This is a genomic window from Mesorhizobium hawassense (assembly GCF_003289945.1).
Lineage (GTDB): Bacteria > Pseudomonadota > Alphaproteobacteria > Rhizobiales > Rhizobiaceae > Mesorhizobium > Mesorhizobium hawassense.
In genome coordinates this window covers 56,048-78,375 of the sequence record NZ_QMBP01000002.1, presented here as the reverse complement: position 1 = coordinate 78,375, position 22,328 = coordinate 56,048, and the positions used below count along the sequence as shown (strand labels likewise).

Annotated in this window: 21 protein-coding genes and 1 pseudogene; 15 read left to right on the top strand and 7 right to left on the bottom strand. The window is 58.7% G+C overall.

Annotation, left to right across the window (positions count from 1 at the left end; genetic code table 11):
* The first annotated feature begins 12 nt into the window (after positions 1-12).
* On the top strand, positions 13-288 hold the full coding sequence (locus tag DPM33_RS04595) for a DUF1127 domain-containing protein (RefSeq protein ID WP_112096089.1): 276 nt from the start codon (positions 13-15) through the stop codon (positions 286-288).
* Between the two features lie 98 nt (positions 289-386).
* Here the strand turns inward: DPM33_RS04595 and DPM33_RS35755 are convergent, their stop codons facing one another.
* The 3 genes from DPM33_RS35755 to DPM33_RS04585 all read right to left on the bottom strand — a co-directional run bounded on the left by DPM33_RS35755 (position 387) and on the right by DPM33_RS04585 (position 2,052).
* The gene (locus DPM33_RS35755; RefSeq protein WP_146770202.1) at positions 387-611 is read right to left on the bottom strand and encodes a hypothetical protein; all 225 of its coding nucleotides are present in this window, start codon (positions 609-611) and stop codon (positions 387-389) included.
* A gap of 339 nt (positions 612-950) precedes the next feature.
* Positions 951-1,394, bottom strand: a complete 444-nt coding sequence (locus DPM33_RS04590) for a hypothetical protein (RefSeq protein ID WP_112096088.1) — start codon at positions 1,392-1,394, stop codon at positions 951-953.
* Positions 1,395-1,479: 85 nt separating this feature from the next.
* Complete coding sequence (locus DPM33_RS04585; RefSeq protein WP_112096086.1) at positions 1,480-2,052, bottom strand: hypothetical protein; 573 nt, start codon at positions 2,050-2,052, stop codon at positions 1,480-1,482.
* Between the two features lie 457 nt (positions 2,053-2,509).
* Here DPM33_RS04585 and DPM33_RS04580 point away from each other — a divergent pair, with 457 nt between their 5' ends.
* The 4 genes from DPM33_RS04580 to ileS all read left to right on the top strand — a co-directional run bounded on the left by DPM33_RS04580 (position 2,510) and on the right by ileS (position 7,984).
* A complete protein-coding gene (locus DPM33_RS04580; RefSeq protein ID WP_112096084.1) occupies positions 2,510-3,001 on the top strand; it encodes a TlpA family protein disulfide reductase in 492 nt (163 codons plus the stop codon).
* 126 nt (positions 3,002-3,127) lie between these two features.
* Positions 3,128-4,231: a site-2 protease family protein gene (locus DPM33_RS04575; protein ID WP_342634318.1), complete on the top strand. Its 1,104-nt coding sequence runs from the start codon at positions 3,128-3,130 to the stop codon at positions 4,229-4,231.
* A gap of 35 nt (positions 4,232-4,266) precedes the next feature.
* Positions 4,267-4,746, top strand: coding sequence for a Na+/H+ antiporter NhaA (locus DPM33_RS04570; protein ID WP_342634317.1), 480 nt, complete (start codon positions 4,267-4,269; stop codon positions 4,744-4,746).
* 268 nt (positions 4,747-5,014) lie between these two features.
* Entirely contained in the window at positions 5,015-7,984 is a 2,970-nt protein-coding gene (gene ileS / locus DPM33_RS04565; RefSeq protein ID WP_112096078.1) for an isoleucine--tRNA ligase, read from the top strand.
* 88 nt (positions 7,985-8,072) lie between these two features.
* Here the strand turns inward: ileS and leuS are convergent, their stop codons facing one another.
* Entirely contained in the window at positions 8,073-10,703 is a 2,631-nt protein-coding gene (leuS, locus tag DPM33_RS04560) for a leucine--tRNA ligase (protein WP_112096076.1), read from the bottom strand.
* Positions 10,704-10,866: 163 nt separating this feature from the next.
* On the bottom strand, positions 10,867-11,943 hold the full coding sequence (gene gnd, locus DPM33_RS04555; RefSeq protein WP_281004784.1) for a phosphogluconate dehydrogenase (NAD(+)-dependent, decarboxylating): 1,077 nt from the start codon (positions 11,941-11,943) through the stop codon (positions 10,867-10,869).
* A 486-nt stretch (positions 11,944-12,429) separates the two neighbouring features.
* Here gnd and DPM33_RS04550 point away from each other — a divergent pair, with 486 nt between their 5' ends.
* Positions 12,430-12,945 carry a Dps family protein gene (locus DPM33_RS04550; RefSeq protein WP_112096072.1) on the top strand — a complete coding sequence of 172 codons (516 nt, stop codon included), beginning with the start codon at positions 12,430-12,432 and terminating at the stop codon, positions 12,943-12,945.
* A gap of 256 nt (positions 12,946-13,201) precedes the next feature.
* On the opposite strand, the gene DPM33_RS37715 is transcribed toward DPM33_RS04550, so the two are convergent.
* The gene (locus tag DPM33_RS37715) at positions 13,202-13,405 is read right to left on the bottom strand and encodes a hypothetical protein (protein ID WP_167448947.1); all 204 of its coding nucleotides are present in this window, start codon (positions 13,403-13,405) and stop codon (positions 13,202-13,204) included.
* Here DPM33_RS37715 and DPM33_RS37710 point away from each other — a divergent pair.
* Positions 13,373-13,444, top strand: a pseudogene (locus DPM33_RS37710) (hypothetical protein); the annotation flags it as partial. The gene DPM33_RS37715 and the pseudogene DPM33_RS37710 overlap by 33 nt on opposite strands.
* 235 nt (positions 13,445-13,679) lie before the next feature.
* Positions 13,680-15,200, top strand: a complete 1,521-nt coding sequence (locus DPM33_RS04540) for a protein adenylyltransferase SelO (protein ID WP_112096069.1) — start codon at positions 13,680-13,682, stop codon at positions 15,198-15,200.
* A gap of 212 nt (positions 15,201-15,412) precedes the next feature.
* On the opposite strand, the gene DPM33_RS04535 is transcribed toward DPM33_RS04540, so the two are convergent.
* Positions 15,413-16,042, bottom strand: coding sequence for an NADPH-dependent FMN reductase (locus DPM33_RS04535; RefSeq protein WP_112096713.1), 630 nt, complete (start codon positions 16,040-16,042; stop codon positions 15,413-15,415).
* A 155-nt stretch (positions 16,043-16,197) separates the two neighbouring features.
* Between DPM33_RS04535 and DPM33_RS04530 the strand changes: the two genes are divergently transcribed.
* From DPM33_RS04530 to DPM33_RS04500, 7 genes are all read left to right on the top strand, one after another.
* Positions 16,198-17,010, top strand: a complete 813-nt coding sequence (locus DPM33_RS04530; RefSeq protein WP_167448956.1) for a helix-turn-helix domain-containing protein — start codon at positions 16,198-16,200, stop codon at positions 17,008-17,010.
* 50 nt (positions 17,011-17,060) lie between these two features.
* On the top strand, positions 17,061-17,555 hold the full coding sequence (locus DPM33_RS04525; RefSeq protein ID WP_112096066.1) for a GlcG/HbpS family heme-binding protein: 495 nt from the start codon (positions 17,061-17,063) through the stop codon (positions 17,553-17,555).
* A gap of 79 nt (positions 17,556-17,634) precedes the next feature.
* On the top strand, positions 17,635-18,597 hold the full coding sequence (locus DPM33_RS04520) for an ABC transporter permease (protein WP_112096064.1): 963 nt from the start codon (positions 17,635-17,637) through the stop codon (positions 18,595-18,597).
* The gene (locus DPM33_RS04515) at positions 18,597-19,430 is read left to right on the top strand and encodes an ABC transporter permease (protein ID WP_112096062.1); all 834 of its coding nucleotides are present in this window, start codon (positions 18,597-18,599) and stop codon (positions 19,428-19,430) included. Before DPM33_RS04520 ends, DPM33_RS04515 begins: the two co-directional genes overlap by 1 nt.
* 1 nt (position 19,431) lies before the next feature.
* Entirely contained in the window at positions 19,432-20,439 is a 1,008-nt protein-coding gene (locus DPM33_RS04510) for an ABC transporter ATP-binding protein (protein WP_112096060.1), read from the top strand.
* Entirely contained in the window at positions 20,436-21,371 is a 936-nt protein-coding gene (locus tag DPM33_RS04505) for an oligopeptide/dipeptide ABC transporter ATP-binding protein (protein ID WP_112096059.1), read from the top strand. Before DPM33_RS04510 ends, DPM33_RS04505 begins: the two co-directional genes overlap by 4 nt.
* A 221-nt stretch (positions 21,372-21,592) precedes the next feature.
* Complete coding sequence (locus tag DPM33_RS04500) at positions 21,593-22,216, top strand: FAD/NAD(P)-binding protein (RefSeq protein WP_112096056.1); 624 nt, start codon at positions 21,593-21,595, stop codon at positions 22,214-22,216.
* Positions 22,217-22,328 lie beyond the last annotated feature (112 nt).

The following is a 22,328-nucleotide window of genomic DNA, read 5'->3' as shown; positions in this document are numbered from 1 at the left end:
ACTGAGGACACCATGACCAGGCATAACGCGGCACAAGCAATATTGGGCCAGGCCGTACAGTGCGTACCGGGAACTCTTCTTGATCAGTTCAAACGCCTGCTGGCCGTTGTCCATGAGTGGCGGACCCGCCGCGAGATAGAGCGCTCGCTTGGCCGGCTGTCCAATTTCCACCTACGCGACGTTGGCTTGACAAAATTTGACGTCGAAGCGGCCTGCGCCGACAGCTTCGATCGATCCGCCTCTCGCGCGCTCATGAGCGTAGCGCAGAAGCGAACAGGCAATTGGTAAAAGGCCGCCGCCCGACCTATGCGGCGATCAATGCGAACTCCAGCCTATTATTAGCGATCTCTAATGTGATCGGCTGCGAGGGGATTTTGATGATACAGTCAAAGCTCTGTTTTTGCATTGGCGTGGCTTGCGCTGCTCGGCAACGCCGAGGCCCACGAATGCGGTAGGAAACGGATTGTGACGGCTACACCGAAGAGGACGCGCCCGGGCGTCGGCGAGACAAGGTCCAACGCATTGGCTTGGTGATTGAGCACCCTTCCAAGCGCGTCGGTCACTGCCGCCACACTTGGGAACTCCTGCCGTTCCTGCACGCTGCCGATCAACGCTGCGCCTCCTTCCGCGCTTCAGAGCGTGGCAACGCTCTTTTCGCGGCCCCCGCCCGGACACCTTGACCCCGGTTCAAGTCGATCACCCGAGTGGTTTGAGGCCGGCCAACACCGTGGGAATGAAATGAGCTCGCTTACCGTCGGATGAATGTATCGACTGCATCATCTGCTCGTACGCAGGTTCCCTCGAGATGGTCACGTTCAATAAGGGCAACCTCCTGACCTTGCTCGGCCAAACGGACCGCAAGGACCGGATTGGCCTGCGCCGACTATATGATCGCCTCAAATTCCTCTTCCAAGCGGTTCTCTCGTTCGCAGCAGATTCGGTGAGCATCGCTATGCGATGTCTTCGATCACAAGCTTCCTCCCCTTGAACACCACCGTCTCGCCGGCTCGCGCTCCTTCGATTGCCTCGAAGATCGGAGCCATTGTGGAAATCCCCATGATCTCCCGACCCTCACATGTGAACTTGGCCGTGGAGACCGCAATGATGAAGTAGCGACCGGAAAGCTGCACGAGCGCTCCCTCGGTGACGTTCGCTTTTGGCCCGAAGTCGATCTTTCTAAGCTTATCGAGCTTGTCGCTGTGATCGTGAACCGTATCGTCCAGGGCTTCGGAAAAATCACTGGCGACCTCCGCCTGTGCGTGCTCATCGTTCTCTATCGGCTCACTGCGGTCGAGCCGCGCGTCAGCAACATATTCGAAGTATTTTTCGCGGGCACTTTGAAAGGCGGCGGCCTCAAGCGAGAGCATCGTCTCTTTGATGACGTTCTTGTCCATCGTTTACTCCCTCAGGGTTCTTGTTCCGCTCGGTCCGGCTTATCCACCACGGCTTTAGAAGCATGGCCATGGTCGCGGACGTAATTCATTCGTTGTCGGGAACATCCGCGCCCTGATACGGAATTCGGTTCAGCCGCGAATCCTGGAGTATGCTCGTCACCAGCCAGACATATGTCTGCTCGGCCGTATCGAAACCGAGCATCGAGAATGACTCGCCGAAGGGGCATTCCGGAAAGTCCGGGTAGTCGATGCGCAGGACGTAGCGCTCTGGATCGCGGTCGAACTCGCGCTTGTAGACCTTGCGCAAGCCGTAGCGGCTCGGGACATCACTACCTTCGACAAACTCGGCTTTGCGGTTCTCCGCCAGCCGATCGGCCAATCCCCGGTCGCAGATCTCGTCGAAAATGTCGTACGCGTCGACGAGCAATCCCTTGCGGTGCGACTTCAGATCCGAAATGGCATAGATATTGGAGGCATCCTCGCCATCTCTCCCGCTTGCCAACCGGAGGGCGGTGTCCACGTGGATGTCCTTCGTGTCCAGCACCGAACTACGTGCCAGGTCGAAAAGGTGACCATCCTTTATACGAAACTTGCGTTCGTAACCCTGGTCGACGAGCTGCGAAACCGCGTCCACGACATCAGCTACTTTTAAACTCATCCGAAACTCCTGTGAGTCTTTGCAGACGCTACGTCAGCAGCCTCTCGCTGGGAAATATCCGACTGTTATCGAATCCATTCCCACGCGATCACATCGACGATGGGGCCGAGGGAGTAGATAGGTAGAATTGAACGTCAATTCCGGAGCCAACGGGTGGCGGGCCACAATGAGTTGAGGATTGAGTTCAACTCCGTTGAAATTAAAAACGTCTGCCAGCGGACGCCGGCTTTTGCTGAAACGGCGAGGTCCGCCTGGGTCCTGCGGCGAGAGTGAGGCGCCTATTTCACGTGCATTCACTCGAGCGGCACACTCGGCCGGCGCCAGCGGTCTCTTCACGCTACGATCACCCCGGCTGCGGCATTACATGCGGTTATTGAAATCATACCTTTACCGGCGAATTTCACGGCAATAACACCGACTGCAGAGGGGGCGTGCAATCAGGATTGCAAACAACGACATGATCCAGACCATTGCAGAACGAGCTGCCCCGGAACTCACTGTTCCGTACTGGATCGATGCTGACGGGAAGCAGCGACCGCCTCTTACCTTGGAGGAGCTCGGTGCGCGTTATAGACTACTGTTTTTCTATCAACATTGGTGCGACGGCTGCCATTCGACCGGATTCCCGACTCTCCAGGCGCTGGTTCAAAATCCCAGCACCAAGAACGTCGGCTTTGCAGCCGTCCAGACCGCGTTCGAGGGCACCTATGTCAACACCCGAGATAAGCTGCCCTTAGACCAGCAACGGTACGGCCTGCGAATTCCCTTTGGCCACGAGGGACGCTCGCCGCTTGGCGTCAATCCGACGACGATGGAAAACTACTGCACCGGCGGCACGCCGTGGTTCGTGGCGATAGACCCCGACGGCGTGGTTCTACAGGACGGATTCAGCATCGACACCGACAGGTTTATTGGAGCAGTCAGCGAGAGCGGTCCGGCCGCCCCGTGAAGATGCGCGGGAAGTCTGCCAACCTCACTCGTACCGGACATTCCTGTCCATCACGACAGACATAACTAGCAACAAGAGGCTTATGTGTCCTGGTCACTGAACATCGGAAAGGTAGCGGGCACAGTAGTGCGACTGCACATCACGTTCGTGCTGTTTCTCGCGTGGATCTTCGCCTCGAGCTACGCGTCGAACGGCGCCGCCGCGGCGTGGACCACGCTGCTCTTCGTGGTGCTACTGTTCTTGTGCGTACTGCTGCACGAGTTCGGGCACATCTTTACCGCCCAGGCTTTCGGTGTGCCGACGCCCTACGTGACGCTGTTGCCAATAGGCGGTGTCGCGCAGCTCGAACGTATTCCGGAGGAGCCTTGGGAGGAATTGCTCATAGCGATTGCAGGTCCAGCCGTGAACGTGGCCATCGCCGCTGCGTTGATCGTCTTTGCCCATGCACATCTGGGCGCAACTGCCGCTATGGGTATCGACGACATGCAGGTTCCAATAGTGGATCGGCTTGCTACAGTGAATCTCTTTCTCGCGCTCTTTAATCTTATTCCCGCCTTCCCCATGGATGGCGGCCGCGTGCTACGTTCGGCTCTTGCAAGCCGTATGGGCTTCGTGCGGGCGACCGAACGCGCCGCTTCGATCGGCCAATTCATCGCCTTCGTACTTGGCTTCATCGGGCTCTTCCACAATCCGATACTCGTCTTCGTCGCCATCTTCGTTTATCTGGCTGCCTCCTCGGAAGCCCATTCGGTCGCGTTACGTGCGGTCTCGCATGGCGTGCCGGTGCGCCAGGCGATGATGACTCAGTTCGTCACGCTCCTGCCGGATACTCACATCGACGACGCTATAGAGGCTCTATTGCGGACCGCACAAAGAGCGTTTCCCGTGGTCGACGGCAATGGAGGCTTCGTCGGCATTCTGGATCGCACCGACATCCTTCGGGCGAGGAAACAGGTGGGGCCGGATGCGCGAGTGGCCGACGCCATGACCGTGCCTGCTCCGACGGTCGACTGTCGTGCCACCCTCGAGCATGCTTTCAGAGCAATGCAGGATAATTCCGCGTCGACTGTGGGGGTGACGGACGCCGCCGGGAAGCTGGTCGGTCTCGTGACGAGCGAGACGCTCGCGGAAATGATGGCGCTTATGGCATTGCCAGGCCGTGCCGAGAATGGAGGGGCTCTCAACCAAGTTACGCCTCCGGTCCGAGGCTTGGACAGTTCGGCTCCCTGATCCAATGAGCAAACGATGGGCTGGCGACGGTCGGCGTGGCTTGTACTGTAGGTGGGTGGGTCATGTCTTTGCCCACAATCCTGACTGCCCGTCAGTACGATCAGGAAACGGAGATTTCTCTTCTTGCTTATCCCCCGCCCGTGCTCCCAACCTTTGCGTTGGCGAATGCGGGCGTCGTCCTTTCCGCAGACGCTCTTGATGGCCACGGTCTACTTGTACTGGCGATCATGACAAGGCTGATGCTGGGCAAACCGCTCGGCCTCATCGGAGCTTCCAAGATCGCGGTACGGACCGGTATAGCCGAGAAACTCGGAGCCTATAGTTGGCGCCAACACGCGGGTGCCGGGGCGCTCGCGGGCATCGGGTTCACCATGTCGCTCTTCATCGCTGGTCAGGCCTTTTCTTCCGCCAGCGAATTTGCGGCCGCCAAGACCGCTATCCTCGTGGCCTCCGTGAGCGCCAGAACTATCGGCGCGATCATCCTCTGGAACGCAAAATCGTCGAGCGAAGCATAAACATGCTCGGGCTCATGGGGTGAGTTCCGTCTCTGGACGAACGGCGACAGATTGTGGATTCGCGGTGCGTATCACTGAAGCTATCCTGCATGATGAGAAGACAACAAAAGCTGCATGCGCGAGTTGGCGGACTGCTTGAGTTGGCCGAAAGAGCTTATGGATCCCCCCGCGGCTCCACACGCCGAATCGCTGGACGAAACAGAACGTCCATTGAGGGGCGCCAACTCAAATTGCAATCAAGCAGCGTTTCACCTGTCGTGGCGGAGCAATGACCAAGGCCACTGAGAAGATCGACTATTCCAAGACCCTCTATCTGCCGCAGACGGAGTTTCCGATGCGCGCGGGCCTGCCGGACAAGGAGCCGTTGCTGGTCAAGCGCTGGCAGGAGATGAAGCTTTACGAGCGTCTACGGGAGACCTCTGCTGGCCGGCCGCTCTACGTTCTGCATGACGGCCCGCCCTACGCAAACGGCAACATCCATATCGGCCATGCCCTTAACAAGATCCTCAAGGACGTCATCACGCGCTCCTTCCAAATGCGCGGCTACGACTCCAACTATGTGCCCGGCTGGGACTGCCACGGCCTGCCGATCGAATGGAAGATCGAGCAGCAGTATCGCGCCAAAGGCAAGAACAAGGACGAGGTGCCAGTCCTCGAGTTTCGCAAGGAGTGCCGCGAATTCGCCCAGCACTGGATCGACGTGCAGTCGGTGGAGTTCAAGCGCCTCGGCGTCGAGGGCGACTTCGACAATCCCTATACGACCATGGCTTTCCATGCCGAGGCGCGGATCGCCGGCGAACTTCTGAAGTTCGCCATGTTCGGGCAGCTCTATCGCGGTTCCAAGCCGGTGATGTGGAGCGTGGTCGAGCGCACGGCACTGGCCGAAGCCGAAGTCGAGTATCATGACTACGAGAGCGATACGGTTTGGGTGAAGTTTCCGGTAGATCTTGCCAACATGGTCACTCACCTCGAGCCCGAGACCACGCGCGCTGAACACGATCAGAGCAATAGCGAGTTGGCGAAGGCCTTTGTCGTCATCTGGACGACGACGCCCTGGACCATTCCCGGCAACCGTGCAGTCTCCTATTCACTGCGCATCTCCTATGGTCTCTACGAGGTCACGGCTACAGAAAACGATTTTGGCCCGCAGCGTGGCGAAAAGCTGATCTTAGCGGATGCACTGGCCGAGGAATCGTTCGCCAAGACCAAGCTGCAATACAAACGCTTGCGCGAGGTGAAGGCCAAAGAGCTTGCATCGATGACGCTCGCCCATCCCCTCAAGGGGCTTGGCGGCGGCTATGATTTCGTCGTCCCCATGCTGCCCGGCCATCACGTCACCGACGATGCCGGCACGGGTTTCGTGCACACCGCGCCGGGCCATGGCCGCGAGGACTTTGACGCGTGGATGGAGGCGGCCAGGGAGCTTGCTGCGCGTGGCATCGACATCGACATTCCGTTCACCCTCGACGATGCCGGCTTCTTCACCAACGATGCGCCGGGCTTCGGCCCGGATCGTGAGGGTGGCGCCGCGCGCGTCATAGACGACAATGGCAAAAAGGGCGACGCCAACGAGACCGTCATCGGGGCGCTCATCGCGGCGAAAATGCTGTTTGCCCGCGGGCGGCTGAAGCATCAGTATCCGCATTCGTGGCGCTCGAAGAAGCCGGTGATTTTCCGCAACACGCCGCAATGGTTCGTCTACATGGACAAGGAGCTCGGCGACGGCACCACGCTGCGCAGCCGCGCGCTCAAGGCCATCGATGCCACCCGCTTCGTGCCGGCTGCCGGCCAGGCGCGCCTGCGTGCGATGATCGAGGACCGGCCCGACTGGGTGTTGTCGCGCCAGCGCGCCTGGGGTGTGCCGATCTGCGTCTTTGCCGACGAGAATGGCGAGGTGCTGAAGGACGACACCGTCAACGCCCGCATCCTTGAGGCGTTCGAGGCCCAGGGCGCGGACGCATGGTTCGCCGACGGCGCCAAAGAGCGCTTCCTTGGCAATGTCCGCGACCCGGCCGAGTGGACGCAGGTCATGGACATCCTCGACGTCTGGTTTGATTCCGGCTCTACTCACACATACGCACTGGAAGATCGGCCGGATTTGAAATGGCCGGCCGATGTCTATCTGGAAGGCTCCGATCAGCATCGCGGCTGGTTTCAGTCATCACTGCTCGAAAGCTGTGGCACGCGTGGACGGGCACCCTACGACTCTGTCATCACCCACGGCTTCACCGTGGATGAGGAGGGCCGTAAGATGTCGAAGTCGCTTGGTAACACGATCGCGCCTCAGGATGTGATGAAGCAGTCCGGCGCCGATATCCTGCGGCTGTGGGTGATGACCACGGACTATCGGGAGGAACAGCGGCTGGGCAGGAACGTCATCCAGACCAACATCGACGCTTACCGCAAGCTCAGGAACACCATCCGCTGGATGCTGGGCACGCTCGCGCATGACGAGGGCGAGGATGTACCGCTGGCCCAGATGCCGGAGCTGGAGCGCCTGATGCTGCATCGCATAGCCGAGCTCGACGAGCTGGTGCGTAAGGGCTACGACGCCTTCGACTTCAAGCACATCAGCCGCGCTCTGCTCGATTTCATGGTGGTGGAGCTGTCGGCATTCTACTTCGACATCCGCAAGGACGCGCTCTACTGCGACGCGCCATCCAGCACCCGTCGCAAGGCTGCAATCGAGGTCGTGCGCGCCCTGTTCGACTGCGTGGTGAAGTGGCTCGCCCCAATGCTGCCCTTCACCATGGAAGAAGCCTGGCTCGACCGCGAGCGGGATGCCGTCTCAGTGCACCTCGAGCAGTTTCCAGAACTGCCAGAAGAATGGCGGAACGACGCATTGTCGCAGAAGTGGCGTAAAATCCGGCAGGTTCGCCGCGTCGTCACCGGGGCGTTGGAGATTGAACGCAAGGAAAAGAGGATCGGGTCGTCGCTGGAGGCAGCTCCAGTGGTCTATGTTGCCGACCCCGTCCTTTGCGCGGCGATCGAAGGCGTCAATATGGCCGAGATCTGCATCACCAGCGGCATCGACATCCGAGCCGGGGTAGCGCCGTCCGGCGCTTTCTCGCTGGAGGACGTCAAGGGTGTCGCCGTCGTCTCCGACAGAGCGAAGGGGAAAAGATGTGCCCGCTCCTGGCGCTATACCGACGATGTCGGGTCCGATCTAGAATTTCCGGATGTCACCGCGCGCGATGCGGCAGCCTTGCGGGAACTAAGGGAACTCGGGCGGCTGTAAATCAGCCCCTTGCAATTCGCTCGCGTAGCTTGAATGGGTTTAGCACTGGCATTCCGGTCAGCGAACAGTGTCTTACGTTATCGTCCGTTTAGGGAACGACGTTCACGATGCGCCGAGGCACGATGATCACCCTACGAGGCGGGGCGCCGTTGAGTGCCTTGCGGACGAAATCGAGCGCTAGCGCCGCTTCTTCGACGACGGCTTGGTCCGCCTCTCGGGCAATTGTCATATCTCCGCACTTCTTGCCGTTGATCTGCACGGGCACCACGATTTCGTCGTCGACGACGAGCGCGGGATCGAAGTCCGGCCAGGGGAGATTCGCTACTAGACCATCGCCACCCAGCGCCGCCCAGCACTCCTCTGCCAGATGCGGCACCATCGGCGCGATCATCCGCACCAGCGCTTCGACCGCCTCGCGCAGCGCTGCCCTGGGGGCGGCATCGGCACTGGATGCGCCCGCCACCTGAGACGACAGGACGTTGACCAGCTCGTAGAGGCGCGCGACCGCCTTGTTGAAGCCCAGTCGCTCGATATCCTCGCCGACTGCCTTCACCGCCTTGTGCGTCGCCTTCGAGACCTTAGCCGCATCGCCCACGCGCGCAGGGGCTGGCCGAACGCCGGCCATCGCCGGCGCGATCTCGGAGACGAGCCGCCACACCCGCTGGACGAAGCGGTGCGCCCCTTCCACGCCGGCCCCGGTCCAGATGACGTCGCGCTCGGGCGGCGAATCCGACAGCATGAACCAGCGCGCTGTGTCGGCGCCGTAGCTTGCGATGATGTCGTCGGGATCGACGACATTCTTCTTCGATTTCGACATCTTCTCGATTGGGCCGATCGTGACGTCCTCGCCTGAGTTGATCATGCTGGCGCGTCGCCTGTCGTTGGCCTCCTCGACCTTGACTTCCGCCGGCGTGACCCAGGCACCGTTGTCCAGCCTGTAGGTCTCGTGGACGACGAGGCCTTGGGTGAACAGGCCCTGGAAGGGTTCCTCGACGCTGTTCAGATGCCCGGTGACCTTCATCGCCCGCGCGAAGAAGCGCGAATAGAGCAGATGCAGGATCGCATGCTCGATGCCGCCGATATACTGGTTGACCGGCAGCCAGCCCATCGGGCCGTCGACATAGGCAAGGTCGGTGGGCTGTGCCTCGTTCCACGGATCGGTGAAACGCGCGAAATACCACGAGGAGTCCACGAACGTATCCATCGTGTCGGTATCGCGCCGCGCATCCTTCCCGCAGTTCGGGCAGGCGACGTGCTTCCACGTCGGGTGGTGGTCGAGCGGGTTGCCCGGCCTGTCGAACGACACGTCATCGGGCAGCCGCACCGGCAACTGGTCGGCGGTGACCGCCACCGCCCCGCAATCGTCGCAATGGACCACCGGGATCGGGCACCCCCAGTAGCGCTGGCGCGAGATTAGCCAGTCGCGCAGGCGGAACTGCACCTTCCGGCTCGCCCGCGGCCTGCCGCCCATGATCACGCCGGAAAGGCGCTGGGCTACTTCGTTGAACGCTTCCGCTGTCGTCATGCCATCGAGGAAACGCGAATTGATCATTACGCCGTCGTCGGTGAAGGCTTCCTCGGTGATCTGGAACGTCGCCGCGTCGGCGTCTTCCGGCATCACCACCGGCACCACCGGCAGATCGTATTTGTTGGCGAAGTCGAGGTCGCGCTGATCGCCGGACGGGCAGCCTAAGAGCGCGCCGGTGCCGTAGTCCATCAACACGAAGTTGGCGACATAGACCGGCAGCGTCCAGTTCTGGTCGAAGGGATGCACCACGCGGATGCCGGTGTCGAAGCCCCTCTTCTCGGCGGTTTCGATTTCCGCCGCCGATGTGCCGGATCGCTTGATCTCATTGATGAAGGTCGCCAGTTGCGGGTTCTTTTCCGCTACCTTTTTCGCTAGCCGATGATCGGCGGCGATCGCCATGAACGACGCGCCGAAGATCGTGTCGGGCCGGGTGGTGTAGACCTCCAACTCGCTCTCCTCATCGGGCGCGGAAGCAGGGTCCAGCTTCCACCGAATCTGCAGTCCCTCGGAACGGCCAATCCAGTTCGACTGCATCAGCTTGACCTTGTCCGGCCAGCGCGGCAGCGCCTCCAGCCCATCGAGCAGCTCCTGCGCCATAGAGGTGATCTTGAAGAACCACTGGGTCAGGTCGCGCTGCTCGACCGGCGCGCCCGAGCGCCAGCCGCGGCCGTCGATCACCTGCTCGTTCGCCAGCACGGTCATGTCGACCGGATCCCAATTAACCTTGGCGTTGCGCCGCTCGACCAATCCGGCCTTCCAGAAGTCCAGGAACATTTTCTGCTGGTGGCGGTAGTAGGAGGGGTCGCAGGTCGCGAACTCGCGCGCCCAATCGAGCGACAGGCCCATCGTCTTCAACTGACCCTTCATCGTCTCAATGTTGGCATAGGTCCAGTCGCGCGGATTGACGCGATTGTCGCGCGCAGCGTTCTCGGCGGGAAGACCAAAGGCGTCCCAGCCCATCGGATGCAGCACGTTGAAGCCCTTGGCGTGCTTGTAGCGCGCGACCACGTCGCCCATCGCATAGTTGCGGACATGGCCCATGTGGATGCGGCCCGACGGATACGGGAACATCTCGAGCACGTAGTACTTCTCGCCCGGTGCGTCGCTCCTCGACTCAAAGAGCTTCGCCGCGTCCCAGGCCTTCTGCCATTTGGGCTCGGATGTACGGGGGTTGTAGCGTTCGATTGTCATGTCCGATTTTCACTCGCTAGAGGCGAGAAAAACGCGACGGCGGGCCGGCGTTGTCTCGCCCATCGCGCCAACCATGCAAAACTTCTTGCGCGAGATCCCTCGTTGCTTTCCGAACAAAGCACGAGGCGGAATCTTGGGTTCCGCAAACGCATCCGCACTCGTGTCACGAACTCGTGGGATGATTTTTTGATTGCCCTACGGGTTCCGGCGACGGAGGCTCGGTATGACCGCCAAAGCCATGTCGCATTGCGGAAAGAACTTTCTCCGCGAAGGTATGATCCTTGCGCGAGCGAAACCTCGCGTAGAGTGCAGCCGTGATCACATCCGCCGAGACGGCCTCGTCGATCGCCGCGTTGACGGTCCAGCGGCCTTCGCCGGAGTCATCGACGAATCCGGAATAGGTTTCCAGCGCTTCGCTCTTGGCAAGTGCCGATGCGGTCAGATCGAGCAGCCACGAGCTGATGACGCTTCCACGCCTCCACACTTCGGCGATGTCCGGGACGTTGAGATCGAACCGATGTCGTTCGGGCAGCGCGTCCATATTCGCATTCTTCAGGATATCGAACCCTTCCGCGTAAGCCTGCATCAGGCCATACTCGATGCCATTGTGGACCATCTTCACGAAATGGCCGGCGCCGCTTGGCCCGGCATGAAGGTAGCCTTGCTCGACTCGGGGGTCGCGACCATCACGGCCTTCAGTCTGCGGAATCTGGCCGATGCCGGGCGCTAGCGTCGCGAAGATCGGGTCCAGGCGGTCGATGATGGCCTTGTCGCCGCCGATCATCATGCAGTATCCGCGCTCAAGCCCCCATACACCACCGCTGGTTCCGACATCGACGTAGTGGATACCTTTCTCGCGCAGCTCGGCGGCTCGACGAATATCGTCCTGCCAGAACGTGTTGCCGCCATCGATGATGGTATCGCCGCTGCTGAGCAGATCGCCGAGTTCGGACACGTGATCCTCGGTGACAGGGCCGGCCGGCAACATGACCCAGATCGTCCGTGGCGCAGCGAGTCGTTCGACCAAGTCCTTGAGGGACGAGCCTGCCGTTGCTCCCTCTCGGCCGAGGGTTTCGACCTCGTTCGCATTCCTGCCGTACACAACGACGTCGTGCCGACCACGGGCAATGAGCCTGCGAGCGATGTTGCCGCCCATGCGGCCCAATCCGATCAATCCAATCTGCATCCGACGGGTCTCTACGTGATAGTGTCGCGCAACATCGCCCTGAGCTCCGACTATCCTTTGTCAAGAGTGCCGCCGATGCTCGATGAGCAATACCCATTGAAAGCAGCGCGGGACGAAATTTTCCAATAGCCGGTATGCATAGTTTCCATGGCGGTAGGAAATAGTGCTGCGCCTGTCACAGCCTTTGGTTCGTCAAGAAGACTGCGCACGCGACGGCATCACGCCGCGCGGCCAAACGCAATAACGATTGTCTATCGACTCAATGGCGAGAGGTGATTTCCCTTGCCGGCGTTTCAACGTCAGTTTCCAACGCATCGTCGTACCGAAATGTCAGTGCCGCGCCGACACGCGCAACATTATGTCAGATTGAAAAGTGATGATTGTCGATATGCAAAAGCAAGAACGTGATCGGGGTCGTCACGCCTCCTGGTGGTGGGGTAAACGCCATTATCTCATTGACAGATACGGCCATCGTTCTTGCGGGCACTACCATCCTTCGGCGAACGATATGAGTGCATCAAACCCGAAGGAGAGGTCAGAATGAGTATAGAAGATGCAAAAAGTCGACGCGACGGACCATTGAGCACGCCGAGCAATCTCGGCTCGAACGCCACGAAGCATATCGCCGCCGCACTCACCAGGCTTTTGGCAGACGTGTTCGCGCTTTATGTCAAAACCAAGAATTTCCACTGGCACATCTCAGGCCCGCATTTCCGGGATTATCACCTCCTCCTCGACGAGCAGGCAGCCCAGATCTTGGCGATGACGGACGACGTCGCGGAAAGAGCCCGCAAGATCGGTGGAACGACGATCCGCTCGATCGGCCATATCGCCAGGCTGCAGCACATCGAGGACAATGATGCGGATTTCGTCTCGCCCGAAGACATGCTGGCCGAACTCAACGAAGACAATCTGGTGCTCGCCCAGTGCCTGCGAGAAACCCACAATGTCTGCGACGAGCATGGCGACGTCGCGACCGCCAGCCTGATCGAAAATTGGATCGACGAGGCAGAGCGCCGTATATGGTTCCTGTTCGAGTCGACCAGGAGAGCTTGATCCTCAGCCCACGACCAGGATCGCACGTAGAACAAGGCGATGGCGATGACGTCGAGCGGGCATGCGGGGCTGCGTAGTCGCCGCCTCATGGCGAATTTCCCCGTGTGAACGCGCCAGTGTTAATTGTAGCGATCGTTCATGAATGCAAGACCTTGATGACGCGACAGGCTGAACGCGTAAAGCTTCACAAATGGCTAATCAGATCACCAGACGAGACTGACGCATTTCCTGCTGCCATGGAAACTATGCACACCGGCTATTGGAAAATTTCGTCCCGCGCTGCTTTCAATGGGTATTGCTCATCGAGCATCGGCGGCACTCTTGACAAAGGATAGTCGGAGCTCAGGGCGATGTTGCGCGACACTATCACGTAGAGACCCGTCGGATGCAGGTTGGATTGATCGGATTGGGCCGCATGGGCGGCAACATCGCTCGCAGGCTCATTGCCCGTGGTCGGCACGACGTCGTTGTGTACGGAAGAAATGGCAACGCGCCCGCACAAGGAACAGTCGGTTTGCGCGAGAATTGGCTGGAACCGACATCATCAGTTTCAACCTCTACCGCCTGGGAACGGATGACGCATCCTTCAAGCCATGCGGAGATGTCCGCGGATAAGGTCAGAGACTTGGTATTAGGGTTCCGACGGGATTCGGGTGAGTTAGGGAAAGACGATCAAGACCAGTAGCCGCTGTCACTTTCAAGACACAGCAGCTCATTCGGCGAGTAGGTTTTCTATGGCGGAATCGACGGCAGCGAGACAGTCGGGAAGGCAGGCGGACGTCGCTGCGCCGGTCTTCGACAATAGCTATTCACACCTGCCCGACCGGTTCTTCACGCGGCCCGGAGCCAATACTGTTTCGGCGCCGAAGTTGATCCGAATCAACCGTCCGCTGGCAGCGCAACTTGGGCTCAGCGCCGATTGGCTGGAGAGCTCCGACGGAATCGCCATGCTGGCCGGAAACAGTTTCCCGGCCGGTGCAGAGCCGGTCGCGCTGGCCTATGCCGGACATCAGTTCGGCAATTTCGTACCCCAGCTCGGTGATGGCCGGGCGTTGCTGGTCGGCGAAATCATAGACACATTGGGCAAGCGGCGCGACCTGCAGCTCAAGGGATCTGGGCGGACGCTGTTCTCGCGCGGCGGCGATGGACGCGCCGCCGTCGGGCCGGTTCTGCGCGAATATGTCGTCAGCGAGGCCATGGCAGCGCTGGGGATCCCGACCACGCACACACTTGCCGCCGTTCTGACCGGCGAGACGGTCTATCGCGAGACGCCGCTGCCGGGCGCGGTGCTGACGCGCGTCGCCGCCAGCCACATCCGCATCGGCACATTTCAGTATTTCGCCGCCCGCGAAGACCTGGAGGCGATCAGGCTTTTGGCCGACCACGCCATCGGTCGTCATTTCCCCGACCTCGCCAAATGCGACCAGCCGTATCTCGCTCTTCTCGAGCGAGTGACTGCCCTCCAGGCCGATCTGGTCGCACGCTGGATGCTGGTCGGCTTCATCCACGGCGTCATGAACACGGACAACATGACGATCTCAGGCGAGACGATCGACTACGGTCCGTGCGCGTTCATGGATGAATACGACCCGGCAAAGGTGTTCAGCTCGATCGACCGGCAGGGCCGCTACGCCTATGCCAACCAACCAGGCATCGCCGTCTGGAATCTTGCGCGCTTCGCGGAAACCCTGCTGCCGATCATTCATGAGGATCAGGACGAGGCCGTGCGATTTGCTGAGGAGGCTCTCAAGAGGTTCCAGGCCACCCATGACAAGACATTCCACCGCGGCTGGCGGCGCAAGCTCGGTTTGCTCGCGGAGCAGGAAGGCGACCTGCAGCTCATCGGCGATCTTCTGAGAATTATGGCGCGCAACCGGGCCGATTTCCTACTGACCTTCCGGGGGCTGGCCAGAGAAATCGAGGGGACAGCCGGCGACAGCGGCGTTCGCCGCCTCTTTGCGGATTCGAAGGAATTCGACGACTGGGCAACGCGCTGGCGGCTGCGATTAGCCGAGGAGTCGGCGTTTCCCGCCGAGCGGCGGGAGGTCATGCTGTCGACCAATCCAAGATACATCCCGCGCAACCACCGCATCGAAGCGGTGATCAAGGCGGCGGTCGAGGGCGCCGACTTCCGGCCGTTCGAAGAATTGCTGGACGTGGTCGTCAGGCCGTTCGACGAGCAGCCTGAGCGGTCAGACTACGCCTTGCCACCGCGGGAGGACGAGCGGGTTTTGCAGACTTTTTGCGGGACGTAGGGCGTTAAACGGCCATCAGCGCGGCATCGCTGAGCTCCTCGTTATGGCCGAGCTGGGTACTGGGAGACAGTTTACCGAACACGTTCAAGCAGCGCCACGGCCCCTTGGCCACCATCGACGCAGGCGCTGATGACTGCCCGCGAGCCTGCGCTCATCATGCCGATGCTAAAGTCCATCCGAGCAGAGGCGGTTTGTTGTTCACCGCAAGTGAACTAAATACAGCTTGACGGTGAAAGCCTCTGGCTTGCGATCATTTGCGCAAAGCGGACGGCTTGTTGGGCCATTATACGCAATTGACTATCCACGTGGGCATCTGATGGTTCACAATCTTCGTCGAAAGTGCAGCGAAGAGCGTTAATCCCGACACCTATTGGCAGTGGCCAGCCGCGCAGCGAGTGGGTGATGTTCCTCATGGTGCTAAGCGTCGAGCCTATGGCCTGGTCTCCGTATGCGGAAATGATCGCACCAACAGCCCGATCAGCCAGATAGGGTCGATTGTCCTCGCGCATATCTTCAATATAATCGATCGCGTTCTTCACCAGCCCGGAGATACTGCCGTGGTACGCCGGTGAGGCGAAAATTACTGCATCTGAACGACGCAGGGCGTCGATCAGGGCCTCTGCCTCGTTAGTGCGATAGAGTGAATTTGGATTGTAGAGTGGCAACGAGAGCAACTGGCCGGGAAACATCTCGGTGGTTGCTCCGGCCTCCTCCGCAAGGGATAATGCGCGCCGCAAAGCGCTTTCACTGGTGGAGTTCGGTCGGGTGGTCCCCCCGATCCCCAGCACAAATGGACGCGGTCGCGGTTCGGTGCTTGAGCATTGATTGATTGTCAGAAACATTATCCGTGCTCCTCGGTGCATTGCGCAATTGGTGATACGGAGAATGCACTCCGCCGACAGGCACCACAATTTCGCCATTGCCGCACTTTCGCAGTGACATTGCGCCATAGGCGCGTCACAATGCGCAAAATTCGATGACTGGGTTTCGATCGTCCATGAGCAATTTTCCACATAATTTGCGGGTCGTTTGCACATACTACTCCTCCATCTCCGAGGTTTGCAGGCGCCTCAACATCAACCGGCAGCAGTTCAATAAATATCTCAGCGGCGACGCGTATCCCTCCCAGCACAATATGCACCGCATCTGCGATTTTTTCGGAGTCGATGAGGACGAGATCCGGTTGCCGGAGGAGGCTTTCAAAAAGCTGATCAACATGCGGCCTCGCGACCGATATCGTCAGAACGCAGACGCCCCTTACATGCCGCATCTCATCGCTCTCTTTGAGCGCGGTCGGGAGGCCTTACTGCAATATGAGGGATACTACTATCGATATTATTGCTCTGGAGCGCGTCCGGACCATATCGTTAAGGCGTTATTCTACATCGGAAAGTCTGGTGTGAATCATTATACGAATAGCATATCGCGATATGAAGTAGATGATGGTGGAAGAAAATTGCGAGTTAGATATCGATATCTAGGTGTGCCAATACTTGTTGATGACAGACTGTATCTGTGCGAATATGATCCGACTGGAAAGGATGTTATTACATCGACAGTATTATACGGAGCTTTCCGTGGGAGGGTTGATATTCTTGTCGGAATACAAACCAATGTCGCAGGCAAGCGGAGCCGCGCCCCCTCTGCGGGTAACGTTGTCTTTGAATATCTGGGAAGATCTACGCAAATACGTCGCGCCCTTTCTGGATGCGGACTTTTTGAGTGGGAATCTCCGAGTGTCGCAGAGTGGGTCCGAAACAGGCTCGAGCAGCATCAGGTCAGCCGCTACATGTGGACGGTTCCTGAATAGCCGAGCTGTTGACGCGATGTGACGCGAAAATCGAGATCATTCGCACAACAATGCGTACGCAAGCGAAATTGGCGCGCGGCGCGCATATGGATGACAAAGAAGAGAATTTTTCGTTGAGGAGTGACCGTATGCGCACCGTTCCAGTTTTGAGTTTCGATCAAATTCAGAATGCGATGAAGGCCATGATTGATGAGGCGATGAAGACCCCTCATGAGCCCGTTGCAATGGCGATTGTGGACGATGCTGGAAATCTCGTCGCATTTTCCAAGATGGATAACCTGAGACTCTACAGTCGTCGGCACGCGATCCGAAAGGCCTACACGGCTGTCGTCATGGGGATGGACTCGGTCGTGCATGCCGAGCACTTGCACGGGCAAGGACGCAGCATCAGCGAAACTGGAGATCCAAACCTCACCTATGCCCCTGGAGGAATTGTCATCAAGGTTGATGGGATCATTGTCGGGGGCATAGGGGTTGGCGGCTACGTCAGCGGGCTAAGAGATCAGGACCTGGCAAGGATCGGCCTCGGTGCCATGAACGTGTAGGGCTTGCGGTACCTCGCCCTGAGAATCGCCAATGCCAGCGCGATGAGGTTTCGTCGCGCCCTTTTAGCAGGGTATTCTGATGTTTCGATATATGCTCTGGCAGATTGCAAGCCTCATCGCAGTTCTGGTGGGGGCGGTAGCCGTTCTGGTCATGCTTACCGATCTGATTCCTGGCGACGCTGCCTCGGTGCTTCTCGGGTCCAGAGCCACGCCAGACGCAGTGTCAGCACTGCGTCATTCAATGGGGCTTGATCTTCCCGCGTATCAGCGGGTGGCCAGATTTCTCTGGAATGCAGCACAAGGTAATCTGGGCACGGACGCGATTTCCGGCCACCCAGTCACGGGAACGGTCCTTCGCGCCGTCCCAAACACGCTCATGCTTGCCTTCGGGGCAATCGTCGTTTCGATCGGGCTCGGCCTTCCATTGGGAGTACACGCCGCCGAGAAACCGGGAGGTGTTGTTGATCGATGCACGGCGTTCATCGCAGTCGGATTGATTTCGACACCCAGCTTTGTAATCGCGATCTTGTTGCTGCTCGTATTCTCAGTTCGCCTTGGCTGGACGCCAGTGCTGGGCGGCGGCGAGGGAGAGGGCTTCTTGAGCCGCCTTCATCACCTCATTCTCCCTGTCGTTGCCGTGTCTTTTGGTTGGATCGGTTATATTGCAAGGCAAGTCCGTGCGTCCCTCCTTGACGTACTTGGACAGGCATATATTCGAACCGCGAGGGCATACGGACTGTCTAATCGAACTGTCCTGTACAAATATGCGCTGAAAGTCGCAATTATCCCAGTAGTGTCGATACTTGGCGTCGGCATTGGTGACCTGATTGGAAAGTCGGTTTTTGTCGAGACCATATTTGGGCGGCCAGGACTTGGTGCGCTTATAAACTCTGCCTTGCGTGATCGAAATTATCCAGTTGTACAAGCTGGTGTGTTTGTCGTCGTGGTTCTATTCGTGGTGACAAACGCAGTCGTAGATCTCATTTATGCTTGGCTGGACCCGCGCATCCGCGAACGGTTCTTTCGGCACGGTGATCAATAATGGACGGACTGGCATCTATCTGGGCAAGCCCGACCGGCCGCGTGGGACTCGCAATCGTGATTGCTCTGAGCATCTGCGCGATTTTGGCACCCTTGTTAGCGCCATATCTGCCCAGCGCTATAAATGTAGCAATTCGCTTTTCGCCTCCTTCACCAAGCCATTGGCTTGGTACAGATCATCTCGGCCGCGATCTGCTATCGCGTGTGCTGTACGGTGCGCGCATCGCATTGGGCGTCAGTGTCGCTGTTACAGGATTGGCCCTCATGATCGGGGCATTGCTTGGTGTGGGCGCGGCATACTCGCCGCCACTGCTTGAGCGAGCCATCCTAGTTGTGTTCGACTTAGTGAGCTCATACCCCACCGTCATTCTCGCACTGGCATTCGTCGCGGTGTTGGGCCCAGGTGTTACCAACTTGATCGTAGTGGTGACGGTGGTCTTCGTGCCCCAGTTTGGAAGGGTGGCGCGAGCTCAGGCTTTAGCGTTGCGGCACCGTTCGTTCCTGGAGGCGGAGGTCATCATTGGTGCGTCCCCCACTCGAATTCTATTCCATCACCTTCTTCCTAACATCATTGGTCCTCTCATCGTTTTGGCCAGTATGAATGTTCCCACGGTAATCACGCTGGAAGCGGGGCTAAGTTTTCTAGGCTTGGGCGTGCGGCCACCGCTCGCGAGTTGGGGGAGCATGCTTTACGACGGGTTTCTCAACCTCAACCAAGCCGCGTGGCCGGTGGTGGTTTCCGCCGGCGCTCTGTCGCTCGCTACGCTCGGGTTCACTTTGTTTGGCGAAGCCCTGCAGGCGGTGATTGATCCGTTGAGGCACGAGGATAGTTAAGATGAGCAGCAGTTTGAAATCAAGGGATCCCGAACCTGCGAAGACGGATGCACAGCGTTCTGCACTTATCGAAGTCAGGGACCTCAGCGTGTCGTTTGTCGACAAGCATGGGGAGCGGTTCTCGGTGCTGAGAAATATTGATCTGTCATTGCAGCCAAAGGCGATCATGGGCGTCGTAGGTGAAAGTGGTAGCGGAAAGTCTACGCTGGCTAACGCAATGATGGGCCTTTTGCCGAAGAATGCGGTGAAAGAAAAAGGCGATATTATTCTCAAGGGGAAAGTGGTTGATCCGATCGCGTTGCGAGGGCGCGCTCTCGCAATGGTCTTTCAGGATCCGATGAATGCACTTCATCCGGTCATGACGATTGGCACTCAAATGGTTGACGCCCAACGCGCGCGTTTCCCAAATCATTTGATTCGAGAGTTGCGCAAGCGGGCGGCCGAGATGCTGACAAAGGTTGGCATAGCTGATCCGGAAAAGCGGCTAAGTTGTTATCCCCACGAGTTGAGCGGGGGTATGCGTCAACGCGTAATGATCGCGATGGCCTTGCTCGTTGAACCGGATCTCCTCGTAGCGGATGAGCCGACGACCGCTCTAGATGCAACTATCGAGGCTCAAATCGCTGAGCTTTTTCGAGCCTCGAGGGACACATTGGATGGGGCGACGCTCTTCGTCTCGCACAGTCTTGGGTTGGTTTCGGAACTATGCGATGAGGTCGTCGTCCTTTATGCCGGCGCGATTGTAGAGCGGGCAGATGTCGCCGAACTTTTCAACGCGCCGCGACACCCCTACACCCGGGCCCTGATTGCATGCGAACCGAGGTCTGACGACCAATCTGACGAGGCAATGGTGTCCATACCCGGCGGCTTGCCCGATCTGTCCTCTCTCCCAGCCGGATGCGTATTTGCCTCACGCTGTCTGCACGCGTCTCAAATCTGCAGGCAAATTGCGCCGCCGCTCGTCACCGCAGGCCAAAATCACCTCGCAGCTTGTTGGCATCCACAATGACAGACGCACAAGTCATAAAGGCGCGCGGTCTGGTCGTGCGACACGGTTTAGTAGTTGCGGTCGCGGGAGCGAGTCTCGACCTTGTTGCCGGCACAACGACGGGTCTGGTTGGAGAAAGTGGATCAGGCAAGACCACACTCGCCAGGGCGATAATGGGCCTTACGCCAATCAAAAGCGGATCGGTCGTTGTCGATGGCCGCGATCTTGTCACCATGACTGCTCCGGAGCGCAGACGATGGCTTCCTCCACGCGTCCAAATGATCTTTCAGGATCCCGCCGCCTCGTTATCGCCGCGTGTTCGAATAGGACAGCTCCTCGCCGAACCTCTCAGGGTTCACGGAATGCTGGATGAAACGTCGCGTATCCGACAATTGCTCGAAGCCCTCGGCCTCCCGTTCGACTTGACAGGAAAATACCCGCATCAAATCAGTGGCGGTCAGGCTCGACGTGTTGCAATAGCCCGAGCACTTGTACTCCATCCTCGCTTCTTGATTGCGGACGAGCCGACAGCCGGGCTCGACGTTTCTGTCCAGGGTGATTTTCTCAATCTAATGTCGTCGTTGCAAAAAACGCTGGGTCTTGGAACGCTTTTTATCAGCCACAACCTGAATGTCGTGGCGCGTACGACCAACCGCTTAGCAGTGATGTATTTGGGCAAGATCGTGGAAGAGGGGGCGACGCGAAGCATCTTCGCCAAGCCCTCACATCCTTACACCGCCGCACTACTATCTGCGACCAGCGAAATTGATCCCCTGCGTCGGAAGCCGCGCATCATCCTTAAAGGTGACGTGGCAAGCCAATCGGGTCCACCCTCCGGCTGTCGGTTTCACACACGATGCCCCAGAGCGATGCCCCGGTGCGGCAGGGACGCGCCAGAATTGAGCACTGTCGACGCCGTGCATCGTGTTGCTTGCCATTTTCCGATTGCTTGAAATTCGAGGCACCCGAGAACCGCAAGCGGTCCATTTCAGAACATCATCCACCAGCGCTTCTTTCTTGGCGCGCCTTTTCAAGAGGCGGGGCGCGAAAATGAGTTCCGTGGGCAAGGGCATGTGAACCGGGATGAAAAAGATTCGCAGGAACCGGTACGAAAAGTAATCACAATCGCTGAGATCAAGGAGCGAGGCAAATTGTAAAAGCGAACAGACCGCTAATGAGGGAATCCGAGATGGGAGATCATAACAAGTCCGTACTGATTGGGGGGGCGGAAGCTACATTGGTTATCCATTTGGCAAGACATATGACCGATGGCATGAATGTTGTGATCGTTGAGCCGTTGGCTGAGCTTGGCAGGGGCGTTGCTTACTCAACACGGGATCTCGCGCATCGCGTCAACGTTCCCACCGATCAAATGGCGCTATCCGACGACGACACAGAGGAGGCGACCAGATGGTTCCCGGATTGGGGGCTCTTGTCTCGTCCCAAAGACCGGTCAAACGAAGAGAAAGTCTACGTTGGGCGATACGACTACCGCACGTCCGTGTCCAGTATGCTGCGCTCTGCTGTCGCGAAAGTATCAGGCCGGCTAAAGGTGGATCATAGGCAAACCACCGTAAAGTCTATTGCTCGACACGATAGCCAGCTGCTTCGGGTTGTCCGACACCGTATTAAGGAGGTCGACCCGACGATTGGGGTGGCAGCCCGTTGCAGACGCCATCAGTGCAAAGCTTCCGGTGATCTGGAGATCATTTCGAACCTCCGAAAAAGCCCGGGCTATCCGACGACTTCTGCCCTTCTGGGACGTGCTTCGTTTTCGAATACCGCCGCAATCCCATGAACTTCTGATCCGCGAGATAGCAGACAGAACCCTTACAATTGCGAAGGCCGCAGTTACCGACGTAACGCCGAATGGTGACAAATTGGCTGCAACTCTTGAACATAAGCTCGGG

What these genes read in the sequence shown, in the direction of transcription:
- DPM33_RS04595 (WP_112096089.1), top strand. Translation starts at nt 13, where the DNA reads ATGACCAGGCATAACGCGGCACAAGCAATATTGGGCCAGGCCGTACAG.
- DPM33_RS04590 (WP_112096088.1), bottom strand. Translation starts at nt 1,394, where the DNA reads ATGGACAAGAACGTCATCAAAGAGACGATGCTCTCGCTTGAGGCCGCC.
- DPM33_RS04585 (WP_112096086.1), bottom strand. Translation starts at nt 2,052, where the DNA reads ATGAGTTTAAAAGTAGCTGATGTCGTGGACGCGGTTTCGCAGCTCGTC.
- DPM33_RS04580 (WP_112096084.1), top strand. Translation starts at nt 2,510, where the DNA reads ATGATCCAGACCATTGCAGAACGAGCTGCCCCGGAACTCACTGTTCCG.
- ileS (WP_112096078.1), top strand. Translation starts at nt 5,015, where the DNA reads ATGACCAAGGCCACTGAGAAGATCGACTATTCCAAGACCCTCTATCTG.
- leuS (WP_112096076.1), bottom strand. Translation starts at nt 10,703, where the DNA reads ATGACAATCGAACGCTACAACCCCCGTACATCCGAGCCCAAATGGCAG.
- DPM33_RS04550 (WP_112096072.1), top strand. Translation starts at nt 12,430, where the DNA reads ATGAGTATAGAAGATGCAAAAAGTCGACGCGACGGACCATTGAGCACG.
- DPM33_RS04540 (WP_112096069.1), top strand. Translation starts at nt 13,680, where the DNA reads ATGGCGGAATCGACGGCAGCGAGACAGTCGGGAAGGCAGGCGGACGTC.
- DPM33_RS04535 (WP_112096713.1), bottom strand. Translation starts at nt 16,042, where the DNA reads ATGTTTCTGACAATCAATCAATGCTCAAGCACCGAACCGCGACCGCGT.
- DPM33_RS04530 (WP_167448956.1), top strand. Translation starts at nt 16,198, where the DNA reads ATGAGCAATTTTCCACATAATTTGCGGGTCGTTTGCACATACTACTCC.
- DPM33_RS04525 (WP_112096066.1), top strand. Translation starts at nt 17,061, where the DNA reads ATGCGTACGCAAGCGAAATTGGCGCGCGGCGCGCATATGGATGACAAA.
- DPM33_RS04520 (WP_112096064.1), top strand. Translation starts at nt 17,635, where the DNA reads ATGTTTCGATATATGCTCTGGCAGATTGCAAGCCTCATCGCAGTTCTG.
- DPM33_RS04515 (WP_112096062.1), top strand. Translation starts at nt 18,597, where the DNA reads ATGGACGGACTGGCATCTATCTGGGCAAGCCCGACCGGCCGCGTGGGA.
- DPM33_RS04510 (WP_112096060.1), top strand. Translation starts at nt 19,432, where the DNA reads ATGAGCAGCAGTTTGAAATCAAGGGATCCCGAACCTGCGAAGACGGAT.
- DPM33_RS04505 (WP_112096059.1), top strand. Translation starts at nt 20,436, where the DNA reads ATGACAGACGCACAAGTCATAAAGGCGCGCGGTCTGGTCGTGCGACAC.
- DPM33_RS04500 (WP_112096056.1), top strand. Translation starts at nt 21,593, where the DNA reads ATGAGGGAATCCGAGATGGGAGATCATAACAAGTCCGTACTGATTGGG.